General features: G+C 40.4%; 14 protein-coding genes. 9 read left to right on the top strand and 5 right to left on the bottom strand.

What is annotated here, in order from left to right; genetic code table 11:
- Nucleotides 1-213 precede the first annotated feature (213 nt).
- Nucleotides 214-1,041, top strand: a complete 828-nt coding sequence (locus tag ABJD64_RS19425; protein ID WP_348180588.1) for an ion transporter — start codon at nt 214-216, stop codon at nt 1,039-1,041.
- Between the two features lie 69 nt (nt 1,042-1,110).
- On the opposite strand, the gene ABJD64_RS19420 is transcribed toward ABJD64_RS19425, so the two are convergent.
- On the bottom strand, nt 1,111-1,818 hold the full coding sequence (locus ABJD64_RS19420) for a hypothetical protein (RefSeq protein ID WP_348180590.1): 708 nt from the start codon (nt 1,816-1,818) through the stop codon (nt 1,111-1,113).
- 210 nt (nt 1,819-2,028) lie between these two features.
- Here ABJD64_RS19420 and ABJD64_RS19415 point away from each other — a divergent pair, with 210 nt between their 5' ends.
- Nucleotides 2,029-3,672, top strand: a complete 1,644-nt coding sequence (locus tag ABJD64_RS19415; protein ID WP_348180591.1) for a S41 family peptidase — start codon at nt 2,029-2,031, stop codon at nt 3,670-3,672.
- A gap of 45 nt (nt 3,673-3,717) precedes the next feature.
- The gene (locus tag ABJD64_RS19410; protein WP_348180592.1) at nt 3,718-4,629 is read left to right on the top strand and encodes a bile acid:sodium symporter family protein; all 912 of its coding nucleotides are present in this window, start codon (nt 3,718-3,720) and stop codon (nt 4,627-4,629) included.
- A 629-nt stretch (nt 4,630-5,258) separates the two neighbouring features.
- Here ABJD64_RS19410 and hemB read toward each other — a convergent pair.
- Entirely contained in the window at nt 5,259-6,230 is a 972-nt protein-coding gene (gene hemB / locus ABJD64_RS19405) for a porphobilinogen synthase (RefSeq protein ID WP_348180593.1), read from the bottom strand.
- A gap of 387 nt (nt 6,231-6,617) precedes the next feature.
- On the opposite strand from hemB, the gene ABJD64_RS19400 reads away from it, so the two are divergent.
- From ABJD64_RS19400 to ABJD64_RS19385, 4 genes are all read left to right on the top strand, one after another.
- The gene (locus ABJD64_RS19400; RefSeq protein ID WP_348203467.1) at nt 6,618-7,793 is read left to right on the top strand and encodes an aspartyl protease family protein; all 1,176 of its coding nucleotides are present in this window, start codon (nt 6,618-6,620) and stop codon (nt 7,791-7,793) included.
- A 180-nt stretch (nt 7,794-7,973) separates the two neighbouring features.
- A complete protein-coding gene (locus ABJD64_RS19395) occupies nt 7,974-11,342 on the top strand; it encodes a methylmalonyl-CoA mutase family protein (RefSeq protein WP_348180595.1) in 3,369 nt (1,122 codons plus the stop codon).
- 50 nt (nt 11,343-11,392) lie between these two features.
- On the top strand, nt 11,393-11,965 hold the full coding sequence (locus ABJD64_RS19390) for a hypothetical protein (protein ID WP_348180596.1): 573 nt from the start codon (nt 11,393-11,395) through the stop codon (nt 11,963-11,965).
- A 60-nt stretch (nt 11,966-12,025) separates the two neighbouring features.
- The gene (locus ABJD64_RS19385; protein WP_348180597.1) at nt 12,026-13,096 is read left to right on the top strand and encodes a DUF2652 domain-containing protein; all 1,071 of its coding nucleotides are present in this window, start codon (nt 12,026-12,028) and stop codon (nt 13,094-13,096) included.
- Between the two features lie 61 nt (nt 13,097-13,157).
- Here ABJD64_RS19385 and ABJD64_RS19380 read toward each other — a convergent pair whose 3' ends face one another.
- A complete protein-coding gene (locus tag ABJD64_RS19380) occupies nt 13,158-14,069 on the bottom strand; it encodes a DMT family transporter (protein ID WP_348180598.1) in 912 nt (303 codons plus the stop codon).
- An 85-nt stretch (nt 14,070-14,154) separates the two neighbouring features.
- Entirely contained in the window at nt 14,155-14,331 is a 177-nt protein-coding gene (locus ABJD64_RS19375) for a hypothetical protein (RefSeq protein ID WP_348180599.1), read from the bottom strand.
- Between the two features lie 149 nt (nt 14,332-14,480).
- On the opposite strand from ABJD64_RS19375, the gene ABJD64_RS19370 reads away from it, so the two are divergent.
- Both ABJD64_RS19370 and ABJD64_RS19365 read left to right on the top strand, forming a co-directional pair.
- Entirely contained in the window at nt 14,481-15,386 is a 906-nt protein-coding gene (locus tag ABJD64_RS19370; protein ID WP_348180600.1) for a LysR family transcriptional regulator, read from the top strand.
- A 151-nt stretch (nt 15,387-15,537) separates the two neighbouring features.
- Complete coding sequence (locus ABJD64_RS19365; RefSeq protein ID WP_348180601.1) at nt 15,538-16,401, top strand: M43 family zinc metalloprotease; 864 nt, start codon at nt 15,538-15,540, stop codon at nt 16,399-16,401.
- A 28-nt stretch (nt 16,402-16,429) separates the two neighbouring features.
- Here the strand turns inward: ABJD64_RS19365 and ABJD64_RS19360 are convergent, their stop codons facing one another.
- On the bottom strand, nt 16,430-16,963 hold the full coding sequence (locus tag ABJD64_RS19360; protein WP_348180602.1) for a histidine triad nucleotide-binding protein: 534 nt from the start codon (nt 16,961-16,963) through the stop codon (nt 16,430-16,432).
- Nucleotides 16,964-17,003 lie beyond the last annotated feature (40 nt).

The following is a 17,003-nucleotide window of genomic DNA, read 5'->3' as shown; positions in this document are numbered from 1 at the left end:
GGCAAAATTATGGATTTCATGGTATAATTCTGATGACCTGGCTGTCACATTTTCCAGAGTGCTATCATTTTTGAATTATTATAAATTTAGAACGAATATTTTATCAATATTTCACAGACATACCAAGGCTGACTCTTACCGAACTTATAAAACTGAAATTATTAATTTTAAGGCTCGGAGACAGAAGAGCCGCTTACTATTAATAGATTAAACATGGACAACGATATTTCTCATTTAAAAAAATGGCAACAAAAGATTCATGAGGTCATTTTTGGATATCATACAGTAGCTGGTAGACTATTCGATATCGCCCTATTGATTGCAATAGTTGTAAGTGTATTGGTCGTCATGTTAGAAAGTGTCAACGATGTTGAAGAACATTATGGCGTAGAGCTAAGAATGATTGAGTGGCTGTTCACTTTTCTCTTTTCAGTGGAATATCTGGCTCGTATTCTTTCCTCTCCAAGGCCAACTAAATATGTAACCAGCTTCATGGGGATCATTGATTTACTATCCTTAATCCCGACTTATCTCAGTTTCTTTATTGTTGGCACACATTCACTATCAGTCATTAGGTCATTTAGACTGATCAGGGTTTTTAGAATTTTGAAGCTTACACATTTTATGGGTGGAGCTCAACAGCTTGGCTCGGCCCTTTGGAGCAGCCGACATAAGATTGTGGTTTTCATGGGTACGGTAGTTTGCATAGTCGTAATAGCTGGAACAATGATGTACTTGATCGAAGGAGGGGAAAATGGATTTACCAGTATCCCAAAAAGTATCTACTGGGCGATTGTTACAATTACTACTGTGGGCTATGGGGATATTGCGCCTCAGACCGTTTTTGGACAGGCCACTGCATCAGCATTGATGATACTCGGTTACGCCATCATAGCAGTTCCTACTGGTATTGTAACCAGCCAAATGATGTCTGATGCCAAAAAAAGGGGAATTGTTACCTGCTCAAATTGCGGTGAGGAAGATCTACCTGACCATTCAAGGTTTTGCTTGAATTGTGGTGCTAGTTTGCATCTGCAGTAGCTAGTTCAATGATTCAATGGGTAAAGGAGATAATGATTCAATAAATCTTTGGCTCATTAAATCATTAGATCATTGCCTATCTAACTCCCTGTAGATGAACCTTCTGGCTATACCAAACCCTACGGTGTAGTTATTCTCAGCATCAAACAACAGGCCTCCGTTAATGTCAATTTGGGTTTCGGAATTGATGAGGTAAGTGATTCCTGACTGAATCTGTTTCCAATCCTGATGGTGCCAATATTCTCCTGCTACGGTAAATTTATTACTTATGCTATAAGCCAAAGTGAAATCACCAAAATAACCATCTGGAGCATAGCCGGTATTGACTATGGCCGTCAACCCATCGGTCAAGTATTTTTCTATGGCCATTCGATAGCCTAAGATTTTAAAATTTTCACCCGATTCTTCCTGGCTGCCTCCAGTTCCCATTGTTATTGAAAATCCAATTCCTGGCTTATGGCCATTGGGTTTTATCATCATCCATTTCATTTCGAGTAGTGCCAATCTATCCTCCAATGTAGGTATGAGAATTCTGACCTCAGCAAAATTTGACATGGAAATCCTCAAAAGGGCATCATAGGCCCATTCATCGCCATCAATATCCGAATACTGTGCGCCTTGCTCCCATTGGAAGCTGTGCTCAGGTAATACCATCGAACCAATGGAAAGTGTAGGTCTGGCGGTTGCGATTGATTCCTGAGCTTTCAGACCAAATGAAAAACAGATTATAACCATAATAGATAGGGTGAATCTGATTGTTAGTTTAAAATACGTCACGATGCGATGTTTTGAAGGTTTTATAATGAATTTAAAACTTCTCCGTCTATTATTAAACCCCGATGCAATTATTTCGTCCGCAATAATAAAAAGTTACTTATCTAAATAATTCTTATTTTTGAAGTGGTTTTGTCCATTAAATGGTTGCTCTTGGGCAATAATGAAACAAAGAATTCCTTTTCCGTATAGAATAGTATGAAATTGAAGAGCATGATAAAAAAAATATGGGTAGTTGCACTACTGATTCCAGTGTTGCTTTTAGGGCTTTTTTCATTTTCCAATGATGACAAGCACTTCGAAATGGCTAAAAATCTTGAGATTTTTGCTTCTCTATATTCCGAGGTGAATAAGTTTTATGTCGATGAAGTCAATCCAAATACTTTGCTGCGCACAGGAATAGATGCCATGCTGGAAAAGCTTGATCCATATACAGTCTATATACCTGAAGATGACATCGAAGATTTTCGCACCAATGCAACTGGAGAATACGGAGGACTTGGCATTCAATCAAACAAAATCAACGAAAGACATATAGTTCTCAACATATACGAAAACTCTCCTGCCATGAGTGCAGGTCTCAAAATAGGTGATGTCATAACTGAAGTTGATGGTGTACCCCTGGCCAATCTATCAGACGAACAAGCTGGAAAATTGATGAAAGGACAGTCAGGTTCAGATATTCAGGTGGAAGTACTTCGCAATGGAAAGGAAAAAATTAGAGTTACTACAACACGCGAAAAAATTGTAATCCCAAATATAAGTTACAGCACATTATTGGGTGGGTCTACTGGGTACTTGAGACTAAGTGAGTTCACAAAAGATGCAGCTGATGATGTGAAAAAAACGGTATTGGAACTTAAGGACAAAGGAGCAGAAAAACTCATTATTGATTTGCGCGAAAACCCAGGTGGATTGCTAAATGAGGCGGTAGATATTTGCAATCTTTTTGTACCGAAAGGATCTAAAATAGTTGATACCAAAGGGAAGATACAAGCGCAAAGCCATTCTTATGTAGCCAAATCAGAGCCCTTAGACTTAAATATTCCTATTGCCGTCATTATCAATAACGGTAGCGCTTCTGCCTCAGAAATTGTATCCGGTGTACTACAAGATTATGATCGTGGAGTAGTTATCGGTCAGAAATCGTATGGCAAGGGGTTAGTTCAGGTGTCAAGAAAATTGACTTTCAATTCACAATTGAAGGTGACAACAGCAAAATACTACATTCCAAGTGGACGGTGTATTCAGGCTCTCGATTATGCCCAAAGGACAGCTGATGGCAGTGCTACAAAGATGGCAGATTCACTCAAAACAGAATTTCGAACAACAAATAACCGAGTGGTATATGATGGAGGCGGCATTGATCCAGATATTTATATAGCGGCTAAAACACATTCTTCTTATGCTAAAAACCTCTCTGAAAGTGGACTAATATTTGACTACGCGACTGAATTTTACTACAAACATGATAGCATCTCCCCCCCGCAGGAATTCAGACTATCAGACGAAGATTATGATGCGTTTGTGAAATGGATGAGCACTAAAAGCTTCGACAATCCTTCTCAGGTAGAAAGCACTTTAGAACTTCTCAAAGAAGCAGCAAACCAAGACGATGTATACACTAAGCTCGTAGATGAAATAGATAATATTACGGAATCGGTAGAGCAAATCAAATCTAATGGACTTGTTACTTTTCGATCAGAGATTAAAGATCTGTTGGAAAAACAAATCATTTTAAGATACTATTATACCTCGGGCCAAGTAGAAGCAGCTCTCAATAAAGATGAGGAGATTAAAACTGCTCGTAAGATCCTTTCTGAACCTGAGGAATATGCCGCTAAACTAAACGGCTAGATATTTTCTTTTCTTTCGAATATATTGCAAGATTACTAGCACTCTATGCAAGAAAACCTTGATCATGTTGTTCTTTCTTTCAACAAGGAATCGTTGATGTTGTTAAATGCATGTATAGCCTTCATTATGTTCGGTGTGGCTTTGGATTTGAAAATTGATCACTTCAAATATCTGCTTAAAAGACCCAAAGCAATTTTGATCGGCCTCGCATCCCAGTTAGTCCTTTTACCCATGCTCACCTTTGCACTGGTCCTACTACTAAAGCCATCGCCAAGTATTGCTTTAGGAATGATCTTGGTAGCCTCCTGTCCAGGAGGAAATGTCTCGAATTTCTATACCAGTTTATCGAATGGCAATGTTGCACTTTCGGTGAGCCTAACGGCAATTACTTCATCGTTGGCCTTTCTTGCCACACCACTGAATTTTACCTTCTGGGCCAATCAATATGCTCCTACAGCTACAGTACTGAAGGCTGTCCATCTCAATGTAGTGGACGTCATTGTTACGGTCATTTTTATTCTGGTTATCCCACTCATATTAGGCATGTGGGTAAACAAAAAATACCCTACAACCACCTTTAAAATTGCCAGACCAATTAAACGTTTATCAATTATAATCTTCGCTGGATTTGTAGTTGGCGCACTGTCTTCCAATTTTGATCATTTCATCAACTACATATTCAACTTTCTCTTTGTGGTCTTAATACATAATGCCCTGGCTTTGATCACAGGATTTTCTTTAGCCAAATCCCTGGGTTTAGGGAAGGCGGAAACACGCAGTATTACTATTGAAACAGGTATCCAAAACTCAGGACTGGCACTTGTTATCATTTTTGAATATTTCAACGGGCTTGGTGGAATGGCCATAATTGCAGCTTGGTGGGGAGTTTGGCACCTGATTTCAGGTGCAATTATATCCTGGCAGTGGTCTTCTCGACCAACTCTTGCCACTCCCTAATAGCCCCGTTTTTGCCCTTGAGCCATTTTTAATAGTTCCCCAATTTTTGTACTTTTGGAATAATCAATTTGCTAATTCCACTACTATTAGATGAAAACTGAATTTATTTGGTACAATCCTTCTGAAAGAGAATATCAGTTCGGCGATAAAGAACAGTACATCGATACGATCAAAAATAGTAACCAATCACACAACTTTGTCATTCTAGATAGGTTTCCCAATCTCAGTGCAGACTTTAGAACCAAGCTCATTTCAAAGCTAAAATTCCTCAATTCCTTAAGCAAATCAGGGATAATGGAGTTTATTTAGACTTCACAGAATATTTATCCCTAATATTCAAGCACTTATCGAAGATCAGAATCATCTGGTCGAATCAACGTGTTTTTCACAGCAGTAATCGAGTCAGCCCTATAGTCTGTCGAATATAAATTTTGCGTGTCAAATTGCTTGATATACTTGTATCAAGAAAGCGCAGTTTATGAGAATCCAGGTTCCGAAATAGAATCTGGGTTTTCTTTAAACAAAAGAAATTGCCGCAAGGTCCGAATTAATTAGCTATTGGAAAGATTCGGGATAGGTTAGTATGAACTGGAAATTTGTAACACTTCTTCATTCGAGGAAGTGTTTTTTTATTTCATCAATTGAGCAGCCTCTTTGGCAAAATAGCTGAGGATTACCTTAGCTCCTGCTCTTTTCATGCTCAGCAAAGATTCCATCATAGTCTGATCATTATCCAGCCATCCTTTCTGCGCAGCTGCCTTAATCATCGCATACTCCCCTGAGACGTTATATGCAGCTATGGGCAAGTCAAAATTGTCTCGAAGTAATTTTATTACATCCAAATAGGCCAGAGCCGGCTTTACCATTAAAAAGTCTGCTCCTTCCTCCTCATCTAGCTCGGCTTCAATGATAGCTTCTCGCAAATTAGCTGGATTCATTTGGTAAGTCTTTTTATCCCCAGATTTCGGTGCGGAGTCCAATGCATCCCTGAACGGGCCATAAAAAGCACTGGCGTATTTAGCAGTATACGACATTATTGATGTGTTCTCATAGCCATTGTCATCCAAAATGTCTCGAATATATTCTACCCGCCCATCCATCATGTCGGATGGCCCAATGATGTCTATCCCCGTTTCCGCCTGGGTCAAAGCCATAGCACCCAAGATTTCCAAAGATTCGTCATTCAAAATATTGCCATCTTCATCCACCACCCCGTCGTGGCCATCGGTGCTATATGGATCCATGGCAACATCGGTCATCACACAAGCTTCAGGAAATTCCCTTTTTATCTCCTCCAATGCCTTCAGGTAAAAGAAATTCGGATCATGGCTTCTACTAGCCAGTTTGTCTTTGTCTTTTTCATCAACAACCGGAAAAATATCAAATGCTTTAATTCCCAAATTCAAGCATGATTCGATCTCCTTGAGCATAAAGTCCAATGAAAGCCGATGAATGCCAGGCATCGATTCCACTTCAACAGATTTAGACTTCCCTTCTAGCAAAAACATAGGAAACATAAGATCTTGAGTAACAAGTCTGGTCTCTTCTACCAATCCTCTTATCGCTGCTGTTTTTCTATTTCTTCTGGGTCTTCTCAACATGGTTCAATTTTAGGCAAATGTAGAAAAGATGCAACGAACATGACATTTATAATCTTTAAAATGACTACAAGGACATCTGTCGGGCGTCGTGGGTGGAAGTGATTAGAAGCTCCATTTGACACTCAGGAAGGATAATAATTATTTGAATTATCTAAAAATACGAAAGATGGTTGCCGCTCACGTAAAATGTTGTTTGAAACCGACATCTATCACAATAATCTACCGCTCATATAGCAATTCCGGATTTTTTAGAGTAAATTATTACACCTTGTAAGGGAATCTTTTGTCCCCGATTGTTCAATAAATAGACCCTGAGGCGAGAGAACAATGAAACAACTGAAATCAAATTTGATAATACTAGTCCTACTGCTTTTAGCAAGGCAAGGTATGTCTCAGCAAATTGGTTTCGATTTTCCTCCCAACGTCCACAAAGTCGTCATTCCTTTTGAGCGCTACAATAATCTGATGGTGATTCCGGTTACCATTAATCATTCACTCACGCTCAAGTTTATCTTCGATACTGGTGTTCAATATCCAATTCTTACTGAAAAAATGTTCGGCGATTACCTTGGGCTGAATTATACCAGAAATATCACCATTCAGGGCCCTGGAAAAGCAGATTCTATTAAAGCTAAAGTAGCCCAGCGTGTGACGTTGAGCCTTCCCGGAGGAATTGAGTCCGGAGTCAATCAGGCGCTATTGGTGTTGGAAAAGGATTATCTAAAGCTTAGAAATAACCTGGGTACCGATGTATTCGGTGTGCTCGGCTACGACATTTTTAGCCGATTCATAGTAGAAATCAATTATGATGAAAACCATATTATACTGCACGAACCAAGAAAGTTCAGGGCGAAAAGATCTTATAAGAAAATTCCAATGAAGGTAGTAAATACTAAGCCCTATGTAGAACTCAAAATAATGAAGAATGAAAATGAAGGGCGCAAGATGCATTTAATGGTAGATACTGGTGCCAGCCATGCCGTACTTCTTGACAATCCTGAAGACGATTCTCTGATACCCGAACAGAACATTACTTCGGTAATCGGTCGAGGACTAGGGGGTAACATTCATGGATATTTAGGTAGAATGTCCTCAATAAAAATGGGGAAATTTGAATTTGACGGTCCAATCGCCTCTTTCCCAATAGAAGGTGACTATGGTGCGGCAATTAAAAGAGGAAGCAGAAATGGTACCATTGGAGGTGAGTTGTTATCAAGGTTTAATGTCGCATTCGACTATTTTGGTGGTTACCTGTATTTAAGAAAAAGCAAGTCCTTTCACAATGGTTTTGAACATGATATGAGTGGAATGAATATCGCGGCGGACGGCTCTGATCTTGAAAATCTTAAAGTAAACAATATAAGACAGGATTCTCCAGCTTATAATGCCGGCCTTCGAGAGGGAGACCTAATAGAATCGATCAACGGTTACTCTTTGGAAAGCCTAAACTTTTCAGATTTTACATCACTGCTAAGAAATAGACCTGGGAAAAAAATAATTGTTAAGTATATCAGGAATGGGGAAGTTCAAAAAACTTCATTCAAACTGGAACGATACATTTAAGCTCACCTATTCTTATTTTTAGCGAAAATCCTCAGCTCCAGCTTAGAAACATACGCACGCGGCTGCTAATAAATGCTTAATATGTAGCCATAGCCCAATTTTTATCGAGTAATCATTACTCCATAAAAACAGCGAAAAATAATTTATTCCTTAGCTTTGCGGTCTCTAAATTTCAAAGGTATGACCCAAAACAAAATCAACCCTTATCAGCCACAAAATCACATTCGAATAGTAACGGCTGCATCGCTCTTTGATGGCCATGACGCTGCCATCAACATTATGCGTCGGATCATACAGTCCACGGGTGTGGAAGTCATTCATTTGGGTCATAACCGGTCGGTTAATGAGATCGTAAATTGTGCCATTCAAGAAGATGCACAGGCGATCGCCATTACTTCATATCAAGGTGGACATGTTGAATACTTTAAGTACATGCATGACTTACTCAGAGAAAATGGAAGTGAGCATATTAAAATTTTTGGAGGAGGAGGAGGAACCATTCTTCCAACAGAAATAGACGAACTCCACCAATATGGAATTTCTCGAATTTATTCTCCGGACGATGGACGGGCTATGGGACTACAGGGCATGATCAACGACATGGTGAAATCCAGTGATTTTGCGATTGGTGAAAATTTGAATGGCGAATTGAAAGAGTTGGATAAAAAGGATGCAAAATCTATTGCCAGAATAATTTCAGCAGCCGAAAATTTCCCTGATCAATCGGCTGCTTTACTTAAAAATATTGATAAAAAATCTGAGACCTCAGCAACACCCGTTCTAGGAATTACAGGTACCGGGGGAGCTGGAAAATCTTCTTTGGTCGATGAATTAGTCAGAAGGTTTTTGATTGACTTTGAAGACAAGAGTATCGCTATTATATCTGTAGATCCATCGAAGCGAAAAACAGGTGGAGCCCTGCTTGGAGACCGGATTCGAATGAATGCCATCAACAATTCAAGGGTCTACATGCGCTCACTTGCCACGAGACAATCTAATCTCGCACTATCCAAATACGTCCAGGAGGCGGTAAACGTGGTAAAAACGGCTGGCTACGATTTAGTGATATTGGAAACCAGTGGCATTGGCCAATCAGATACCGAGATTATTGAGCATTCAGATCTCTCATTGTATGTGATGACTCCTGAATATGGTGCGGCGACTCAGCTCGAAAAAATCGACATGCTCGACTTCGCCGATATCATCGCTCTCAATAAGTTTGACAAGAGAGGCGCACTGGATGCGCTACGCGATGTGAAAAAGCAATACCAAAGAAACCATCAACTGTTCGATACCAATGTTGATGAACTTCCCGTCTTTGGTACCATAGCCTCGCAGTTTAATGATCCAGGCATGAACAGGCTCTACCGTGTAATCATGGACACCATTGCCGACAAGACCGGAGCTGACTTGAAATCTTCTTTTCAAGCGTCTGAAGAAATGTCAGAAAAGGTGTTCATCATTCCTCCTAAAAGAACAAGGTACTTATCTGAGATTTCGGACAGCATTCGTGAATACGATCAATGGGTTGAAAAACAGCGAGAAATTGCCCAGAATTTATACGGCATCGATAAGACGATGCGGTTGTCTCAAGATGAAACGTTAAACGAAAAATTAAAGGAGCTTTACAAGGAAACTTCCCTCGATTTTGATCCGAGAAATCAACAAATCCTGGACGAGTGGCAAACAAAGTGTGATAATTACAATTCCGATGAGTTTGTCTATCAGGTAAGAGGCAAGGATATAAAAGTCCAGACCAAATCTGAATCATTATCTCACACCAAAATCCCTAAGGTATCCCTACCCAAATATGAAGCCTGGGGAGATGTCTTGAAATGGAGTCTTCAGGAAAACGTACCTGGCGAATTTCCATATACAGCCGGTGTTTTCCCATTTAAAAGACAAGGAGAAGACCCAACCAGAATGTTTGCCGGAGAAGGAGGGCCAGAAAGAACGAATAGAAGATTTCATTATGTGTCTAAAGGCTTACCGGCAGCACGGCTTTCAACCGCCTTTGACTCGGTGACCCTATATGGAGAAGACCCAGATCATAGACCTGACATCTATGGTAAGATTGGAAATTCTGGTGTAAACATTTGCTGTTTGGATGATGCCAAAAAGTTGTACTCGGGGTTCAACCTATCTAATCCTACCACTTCGGTTTCGATGACCATTAATGGCCCCGCAGCTACCATTTGTGCATTTTTCATGAATGCAGCCATTGACCAGCAATGCGAACTATATATCAAAGAAAATGGCTTGGAAAAAGCTGTAGAAAAGAAAATTGCTAATATCTACAAAGGGCGTGAAAATGAGCGTCCAAGATATAATGGAGATTTACCGGAAGGTAATGACGGACTAGGACTTATGCTCTTGGGGGTAACCGGAGATCAGGTACTAGATGCTGAAATCTACCAAAAAATAAAAGTAGACACACTCTCCAAAGTTCGAGGCACAGTACAGGCAGATATTCTCAAAGAAGACCAGGCACAAAATACATGCATCTTTTCCACAGAATTTTCTCTTCGTGTGATGGGAGATGTGCAGCAGTATTTCATTGACAACAACGTACGGAATTTTTATTCCGTGTCGATATCGGGCTACCATATTGCTGAGGCCGGTGCCAACCCAATCACACAGCTGGCGCTAACGCTTTCGAATGGCTTCACCTTTGTGGAATACTATGTCTCTCGGGGCATGGACATCAACAAATTTGCGCCTAATCTGTCATTTTTCTTTTCTAACGGAATAGACCCGGAATATGCTGTAATTGGGCGTGTAGCCAGAAGAATTTGGGCTAAAGCCATGAAATTGAAGTATGGGGCAGATAGCCGATCTCAAATGTTGAAGTACCACATCCAAACCAGTGGTCGTTCTCTGCACGCACAAGAAATTGACTTCAACGACATCCGAACAACCTTGCAGGCGCTTTATGCCATTTATGACAACTGTAATTCATTGCACACCAATGCTTATGATGAAGCCATTACTACACCTACGGAGGAATCGGTAAGGCGAGCTATGGCAATCCAGCTGATCATCAATAGAGAATTGGGTTTGGCAAAAAATGAAAACCCTATTCAAGGTTCGTTCATTATTGAGGAACTAACCGATTTAGTGGAAGAAGCAGTACTTGAAGAATTCGACAGAATCACGGAAAGAGGTGGTGTATTGGGCGCCATGGAAACCATGTATCAACGAAGTAAGATACAGGAAGAAAGCCTCTATTATGAGACCTTGAAGCACACCGGAGAATTCCCAATTATTGGTGTAAATACTTTCTTGTCATCCAAAGGTTCCCCAACCGTGATTCCTCAAGAAGTCATTAGGGCAACGACCGAAGAGAAGGAATATCAAATAGAGATGTTGAATAATCTCAAAGAGTTTAATACTGATCACTCTCAAGAGGCGCTTAAAAAGTTGCAAGAAACAGCCATCCACAACGAGAATATTTTTGAGGCGCTGATCGAAACAGTGAAACATTGCTCACTGGGTCAAATCACCAATGCCCTCTTCGAAGTTGGCGGTCAGTATAGAAGGAACATGTGACCCAATCGGGTAAGTTTTTGTATTTTTCATGCTTGATAAAATAATTGAGCATGAAAAATCTTCCCTGGACAAATTATCTGATAGAATTTGTAACCGTTGTTCTAGGAATTTTATTGGCATTCGGTTTAAACACGTACTACAATAACCTGAAAGAAGAAGAGCGAGTCAGCCACTTTTTAGAGGGCGTGCATCTTGAGATCGAAGAGAATGCTGCGGAGGTAAATGAAAAACTCACTTACCATAAAGGAATTCTCAAAGAATTATCATCCAATCCTGAGAAAGTAATTCTCCGATTGAAGGCCCCGAGAGTAAAAAAATATGCCTGGCAAATTGCCCAGGACAACTCCATCAGTCAGCATATTCCATATGAACTTTACAAGCAATTGGCTGAAATCTACGCGGTCCAGCGTGTACTTGACCAAAACTCATCGGAAGCCAGTATAATGATGTCTCATCTGAATGTGCTAAGTCCGTTCTACATAGTTGGTGTAGACGTAGGTGAAGAAGAGGCCCATGAATTTGCCAAAAATGTAAAATCCGGATGGAAACCCATCTTTGAGGATTTCATTACCTCGGAAGAAGAGCTAATTGAACTATATAACGAGGTCTTGATTAAATTTTAGGGATAAAAAAGTTTGAACATTGAGTTTTGCCATCCGTTCATCTAATACTTACTTTTCCCTATGTCCCACAAGTCATTTTTCTTCATTCCCGATATCAGCGGGTTTACTTCTTTTGTAAAGCAGGTAGAGATAGAACATAGCCAACACATCATTTCAGAGTTGTTGGAATTAATCATTGATTCGAATGAATTGGATTTATCAGTGGCAGAAGTAGAAGGCGACGCCATCTTTTTTTATCATGCCAATCGGATACATGATAGCATTGAGATACTCAGTCAAGTAGAAAAAACTTACATTGCCTTTCATGAACATCTAAAACAATACGAAACACAGAGAATATGCCCATGTGGTGCATGTTCGTCCGCTGTGAACCTTTCACTAAAATTTATTGCTGACTCAGGTGAGTCACAAATGATAACAGTAAAAGGCAAAGAAAAGCCTTTCGGCGAATCTGTAATCCGGGTACACCGACTTTTGAAGAATAGTATTTCGCAGAAAGAGTATCTCCTCTTCACAGGAGATTTGGTTGGCTCTGAAAAAACTCCAATTGAACCTCGGCAGTGGCCAGGTAGGATTTGCGGAAAAGACGAATATCAAGATCTGGGTGAAATAACCTACAAGAGTATTCCGCTGTCATTCTTGCAAGAAAAAGTGACTTACCCTCCACAGCCCAAGGCTCAGCAATTGACGGCTAAACCACTAACTCATACCATAGAAATACAAGCCAACAAATATGAGGTCTTCGAATGGCTTACTAATATGGATAAGCGAGACTTATGGAATAAGGATGTGACCTATTTCAAATATCAAAAAGGAATAGTCAATCGATCAGGTTATCAACATGTATGCGTAATTGGCAACCAAACCATAGGATTTGAAACAGTAACGCATGATTTCGGTGAAGGCAAACTGGTCTATGGCGAGAAAACGACAGAAATACCTATTTTCAAAGAGGCAAGCTCATATTTTATTCTCGAGGAAGTTGATGAGGTGACAACAATCAAAGTTGAATTTCATTATCAGGAAAAACCAGTTTTGGGTTTCTTGTTCAAGAGAATCCTCTTTAAGAAAATCTTTACCGGGCTCAAAAAAAATTTAAAAAACCTGAAGTATCTTATTGAGATAGGATAAAAAAAACAGCAGCCAACACGTTTGTTGGCTGCCTATCTATACCAAACTAAGATAAACTTAATTAAGTCACGTTAATAGTCTTTTTACCTCCCAAAGGGATGGTAATTGTCTTGTTAGCAATCATGATTCCCAACAAAATCAGGCCTGCCCCGATGATTGCTTCTATGGTCAGGATTTCATCCAGGAATATCGCTCCCAGTGCTACGCCATAAATTGGCATCAAGTAAGTCACCAAAGACAAATAAGATGCGCTGGCACTCGCTAATATTCGGTAGTAGATGACAAAGGCTAAAGCCGTCCCAAAAGAGCCCAAAATAATCAGCGAACCAATGGCTTCCCAGGATAATGAAGTCCAGACCACAGGCCCTTCTACGATCAGCGCAAATGGGATGAGATATACCGCTGAAACCAGGAGCTGCGAACTAGGTGCATATAGAGGTTTCTCCTTCATTAGATGCAATCTCGAATAAACAATGGCTATACCATAAGACAAGGCGGCCACAGCTACAGCTACTATACCCCACACTGAGGCATTCATGCCAGACACAAGGTTCGGTGATACGAGAACAAAAAGACCGATGAATCCAATGATGGTTCCAAATACTTTCTCCGGAGTCATGCGTTCATCAGCAATGGCGTAATTAGCAATGAGTACAGTACATAGTGGGGTTAATCCATTAAGTATTGATGCGATGGAGCTGTCAATGTATTGCTCACCCCAGTTGATTAACGCAAATGGTACGGCGTGAGCAAAGAACCCCGCGATGGTCACGTGCTTCCAAAATTTCCATGATCTGTTGAATTCATATCCTTTGAAAAGAAGAAATACATGAAGCAAAGCAGCAGCCAACCCTATTCTAAGGGCAGCGAGCGTAATAGGAGCAATCTCCACCACCGCTATTTTGATAAAGAGAAAAGATGGGCCCCAAAGAGTTGCCAGTAGCAATAACGAGAGTAGATTTTTTAGTTTCATTGATGTTGGTTTAATAATAAAATGAAGGCCATCGCCAACAGGTCTTCATCCCGTTGGCGATAGCACCAACGAGATCTGTCGTTGGTTACTTAATAAAAGACATTAGTCCGATATGCGGTGTCTTCACCTCCTTGAGATATTCCACAAGGTCAAACTCACTCGATGCGACAGTTCTTCTTTGTAGCTTCTCAGGCTGCTCGATCTGAATGCACCCATGTCCATTCAGCTTGGCAATTTTCAAATGTAGTGCTGATGTTTCCATATCGATAGTTTTTAGTTTTGGCGGAAAAATTCCGCCATCAAAAAATAAATTATGAGGAATGAAACGCCCGGTCATAATTTTCGTTCTATGAATTGGATGAATTGATTTTGTCAATTCCATGAATAACACTAATACCTCAAAACAAACCGATGGAACTACGACACCTTAAATTGGTACGGGAAGTTGCTGACAAAGGCAGCTTGACCAAAGCCATGGAAAACCTCTACCTATCCCAATCGGCACTAAGCCATCAGCTTAAGGAAATAGAAACCCACCTTGGGGCCCAGCTATTCCACAGAGTCAACAAAAAGTTGATTTTAACCGGTGCTGGTCAAATTGTGCTTGATTCAGCCAAAAAAATCTTACGCGAAATCGATAGGACGGAGAGCTCTGTCCAAAAATATGTGAATGGTGATAAAGGGCTGGTTCGGCTCGCTACTCAGTGTTACACCTGTTACCATTGGTTGCCTACACTCATGATCGATTTCAACAAGGAATTTCCCAAGGTGGATATTGAGATTTTTCCTGGTGTGACAGAAAATCCGGATAAACTAATTCTGGATGGAGAACTAGATCTGGCCATCACCAGTGATCACAACGACCATCCGGCCTTGACTTATACCGAATTATTTCGGGATGAAATGATGGTGGTGGTACCCAAAGATCATCCCTGGACAAAAAGATTATATGTAGAAGCCGAAGACTTTCGTGAGCAGAATGTATTCATTCATTCCTATCCGATAGAATCTGTGACTTTGTTCAATCAGGTATTGATGCCTGAGGGGGTGAAACCAAAAAAGGTGATGCCTATTCAGGTCACTGATGCTGTACTCCAGATGATAAAGGCCGGACTTGGCGTACAGGTGATGGCGAGCTGGATGGTACGCCCATACCTGACAGACAATAATCTGGAGTTGGTGCCAGTTACTAAAAAAGGACTCTATCGTACCTGGTATGCCGCTCATCTAAATCAGCCGGAAGCACCTGCTTACATCAATAATTTCATAGAACATTTGAAGTGCAATGTAGGTGGAGTATGTGAATGTGATGATTAGGATTCTCATGAAGCGCAAGTGTATACACTTGCGCTTTTTGATTTTCCATTTAGTATAGAAAAATTCCAACCATCTTAAAATTATTACGTCTTCATACAGTTCACAACATTCTTGTATGATTCAACGATCACTTTTACTAAGCTGCTACTTTTTGATTTTTTTTAGCTCGTGCAGTTCTGACGACGACATAATTTCTGTGCCATCTGATGGAATTCTACGTATTCCAGTTGTAGTTCATGTCGTCAACTATTCACCCGACCCTTTTGAAATTAGCGACAGCAAAATCAAATCACAGTTCTTGGTCTTAAATGAAGATTTTAGAAAGAAAAATGCTGACACAATAAACATTCCCTCAGAGTTTAAACACTTAGCCGCTGATATTCGAATCGAATTTTATCTGGCAACGATAGACCCGAACGGAGAGCCCACCTCCGGTATTATCAGAAATTCAAGCGATGTAACAGGATGGCTTGGCAACGAAGAGCTAACTAAGGAGGATGCCAAGTTGTACTTTACAAGTCAAGGTGGGCAAGATGCCTGGCCCAACGACCAATATCTCAATATTTGGATTGCCGATTTATCGGACAGACATGGGGCTCTTGGTCTGGCTGGATTTGCAAATCTACCTGAAGTCGACCCTTGGAGAGATGGAGTAGTGATAGACCCTAGAGTCTTTGGAACAATGCCTCCGCTAGAAGTTCCTCACACTTTGGGACGAACAGCGACGCATGAAATTGGACACTGGCTTGGTTTGCGTCACATTTTTGGACAACACGATAACTGTGAAATCGGCGACGAAGTTGACGATACACCTGTAGCATATTCACAACATAGTGGTACACCGGCTCATCCGATGCCCTCTTGCGGTAGCAACGATATGTTCATGAATTTTATGGATTATGTTGATGACAAAGTCATGTGTTTATTTACCAATGGACAAAAAGAAAGAATCTATCGGCTATTTGAAAAAAACGGTGCCCGACGCGAATTGTACCTCAATTCAATCGGCCAATAAACTATTCCGACCTAAAGGAATTAAGCGCCTAATGTTCCTTTCTGACTTTCAGATGCAAAATGGATATGTATGAAAAAGAGAGCTGGTTTATCAATAAGTAGCATACATTTAATTCTTTGTACCCCTGTTTCACCATTGGCCCCAGTTTCATCCCACCCAGTAAGTGCATATGCAGATGAAAAACACTTTGCCCTGAGTCTTCATTGGTGTTGATACTGAGCCGATAGCCTGTTTCAACAATACCATTTTCAACAGCTAGTTGTTTGGCAATAAGGTGCATCTTACCAACAACCATTGCATCACTTTCTTCTAAATCATTGATTGCTGGAATTCGCTTTTTGGGTACAATCAGATAATGCACCGGTGCCTGCTTCCTAAGTGGTGCAAAAGCAATGACATCATCATCCTCATAGACAATACTAGCAGGTAATTCACGATTGATAACTTTAGTAAATGGTGAGTCTTTGGCTAATTTCTCAGTCTTTTTTTGTTGGTATTCAGGCGACTGCGCAAAAAGTGGCAGATCAATTATTACCATTAATAATACTAATAAGTACTTCATTTTGAATTGCTTTAAATACAACTAAAACCACTACTCTCGT

The organism is Reichenbachiella sp., assembly GCF_039944555.1.
In the GTDB taxonomy this organism is placed as follows: domain Bacteria; phylum Bacteroidota; class Bacteroidia; order Cytophagales; family Cyclobacteriaceae; genus Reichenbachiella.
Note: the sequence above shows the minus strand (reverse complement) of the source record. Positions and strands in the feature narration are given on the sequence as shown.

Coding starts and splice junctions, on each gene's coding strand:
- ABJD64_RS19425 (WP_348180588.1), top strand. CDS start 214: ATGGACAACGATATTTCTCATTTAAAAAAATGGCAACAAAAGATTCAT.
- ABJD64_RS19415 (WP_348180591.1), top strand. CDS start 2,029: ATGATAAAAAAAATATGGGTAGTTGCACTACTGATTCCAGTGTTGCTT.
- ABJD64_RS19410 (WP_348180592.1), top strand. CDS start 3,718: ATGCAAGAAAACCTTGATCATGTTGTTCTTTCTTTCAACAAGGAATCG.
- hemB (WP_348180593.1), bottom strand. CDS start 6,230: ATGTTGAGAAGACCCAGAAGAAATAGAAAAACAGCAGCGATAAGAGGA.
- ABJD64_RS19400 (WP_348203467.1), top strand. CDS start 6,618: ATGTCTCAGCAAATTGGTTTCGATTTTCCTCCCAACGTCCACAAAGTC.
- ABJD64_RS19395 (WP_348180595.1), top strand. CDS start 7,974: ATGACCCAAAACAAAATCAACCCTTATCAGCCACAAAATCACATTCGA.
- ABJD64_RS19390 (WP_348180596.1), top strand. CDS start 11,393: ATGAAAAATCTTCCCTGGACAAATTATCTGATAGAATTTGTAACCGTT.
- ABJD64_RS19385 (WP_348180597.1), top strand. CDS start 12,026: ATGTCCCACAAGTCATTTTTCTTCATTCCCGATATCAGCGGGTTTACT.
- ABJD64_RS19380 (WP_348180598.1), bottom strand. CDS start 14,069: ATGAAACTAAAAAATCTACTCTCGTTATTGCTACTGGCAACTCTTTGG.
- ABJD64_RS19375 (WP_348180599.1), bottom strand. CDS start 14,331: ATGGAAACATCAGCACTACATTTGAAAATTGCCAAGCTGAATGGACAT.
- ABJD64_RS19370 (WP_348180600.1), top strand. CDS start 14,481: ATGGAACTACGACACCTTAAATTGGTACGGGAAGTTGCTGACAAAGGC.
- ABJD64_RS19360 (WP_348180602.1), bottom strand. CDS start 16,963: ATGAAGTACTTATTAGTATTATTAATGGTAATAATTGATCTGCCACTT.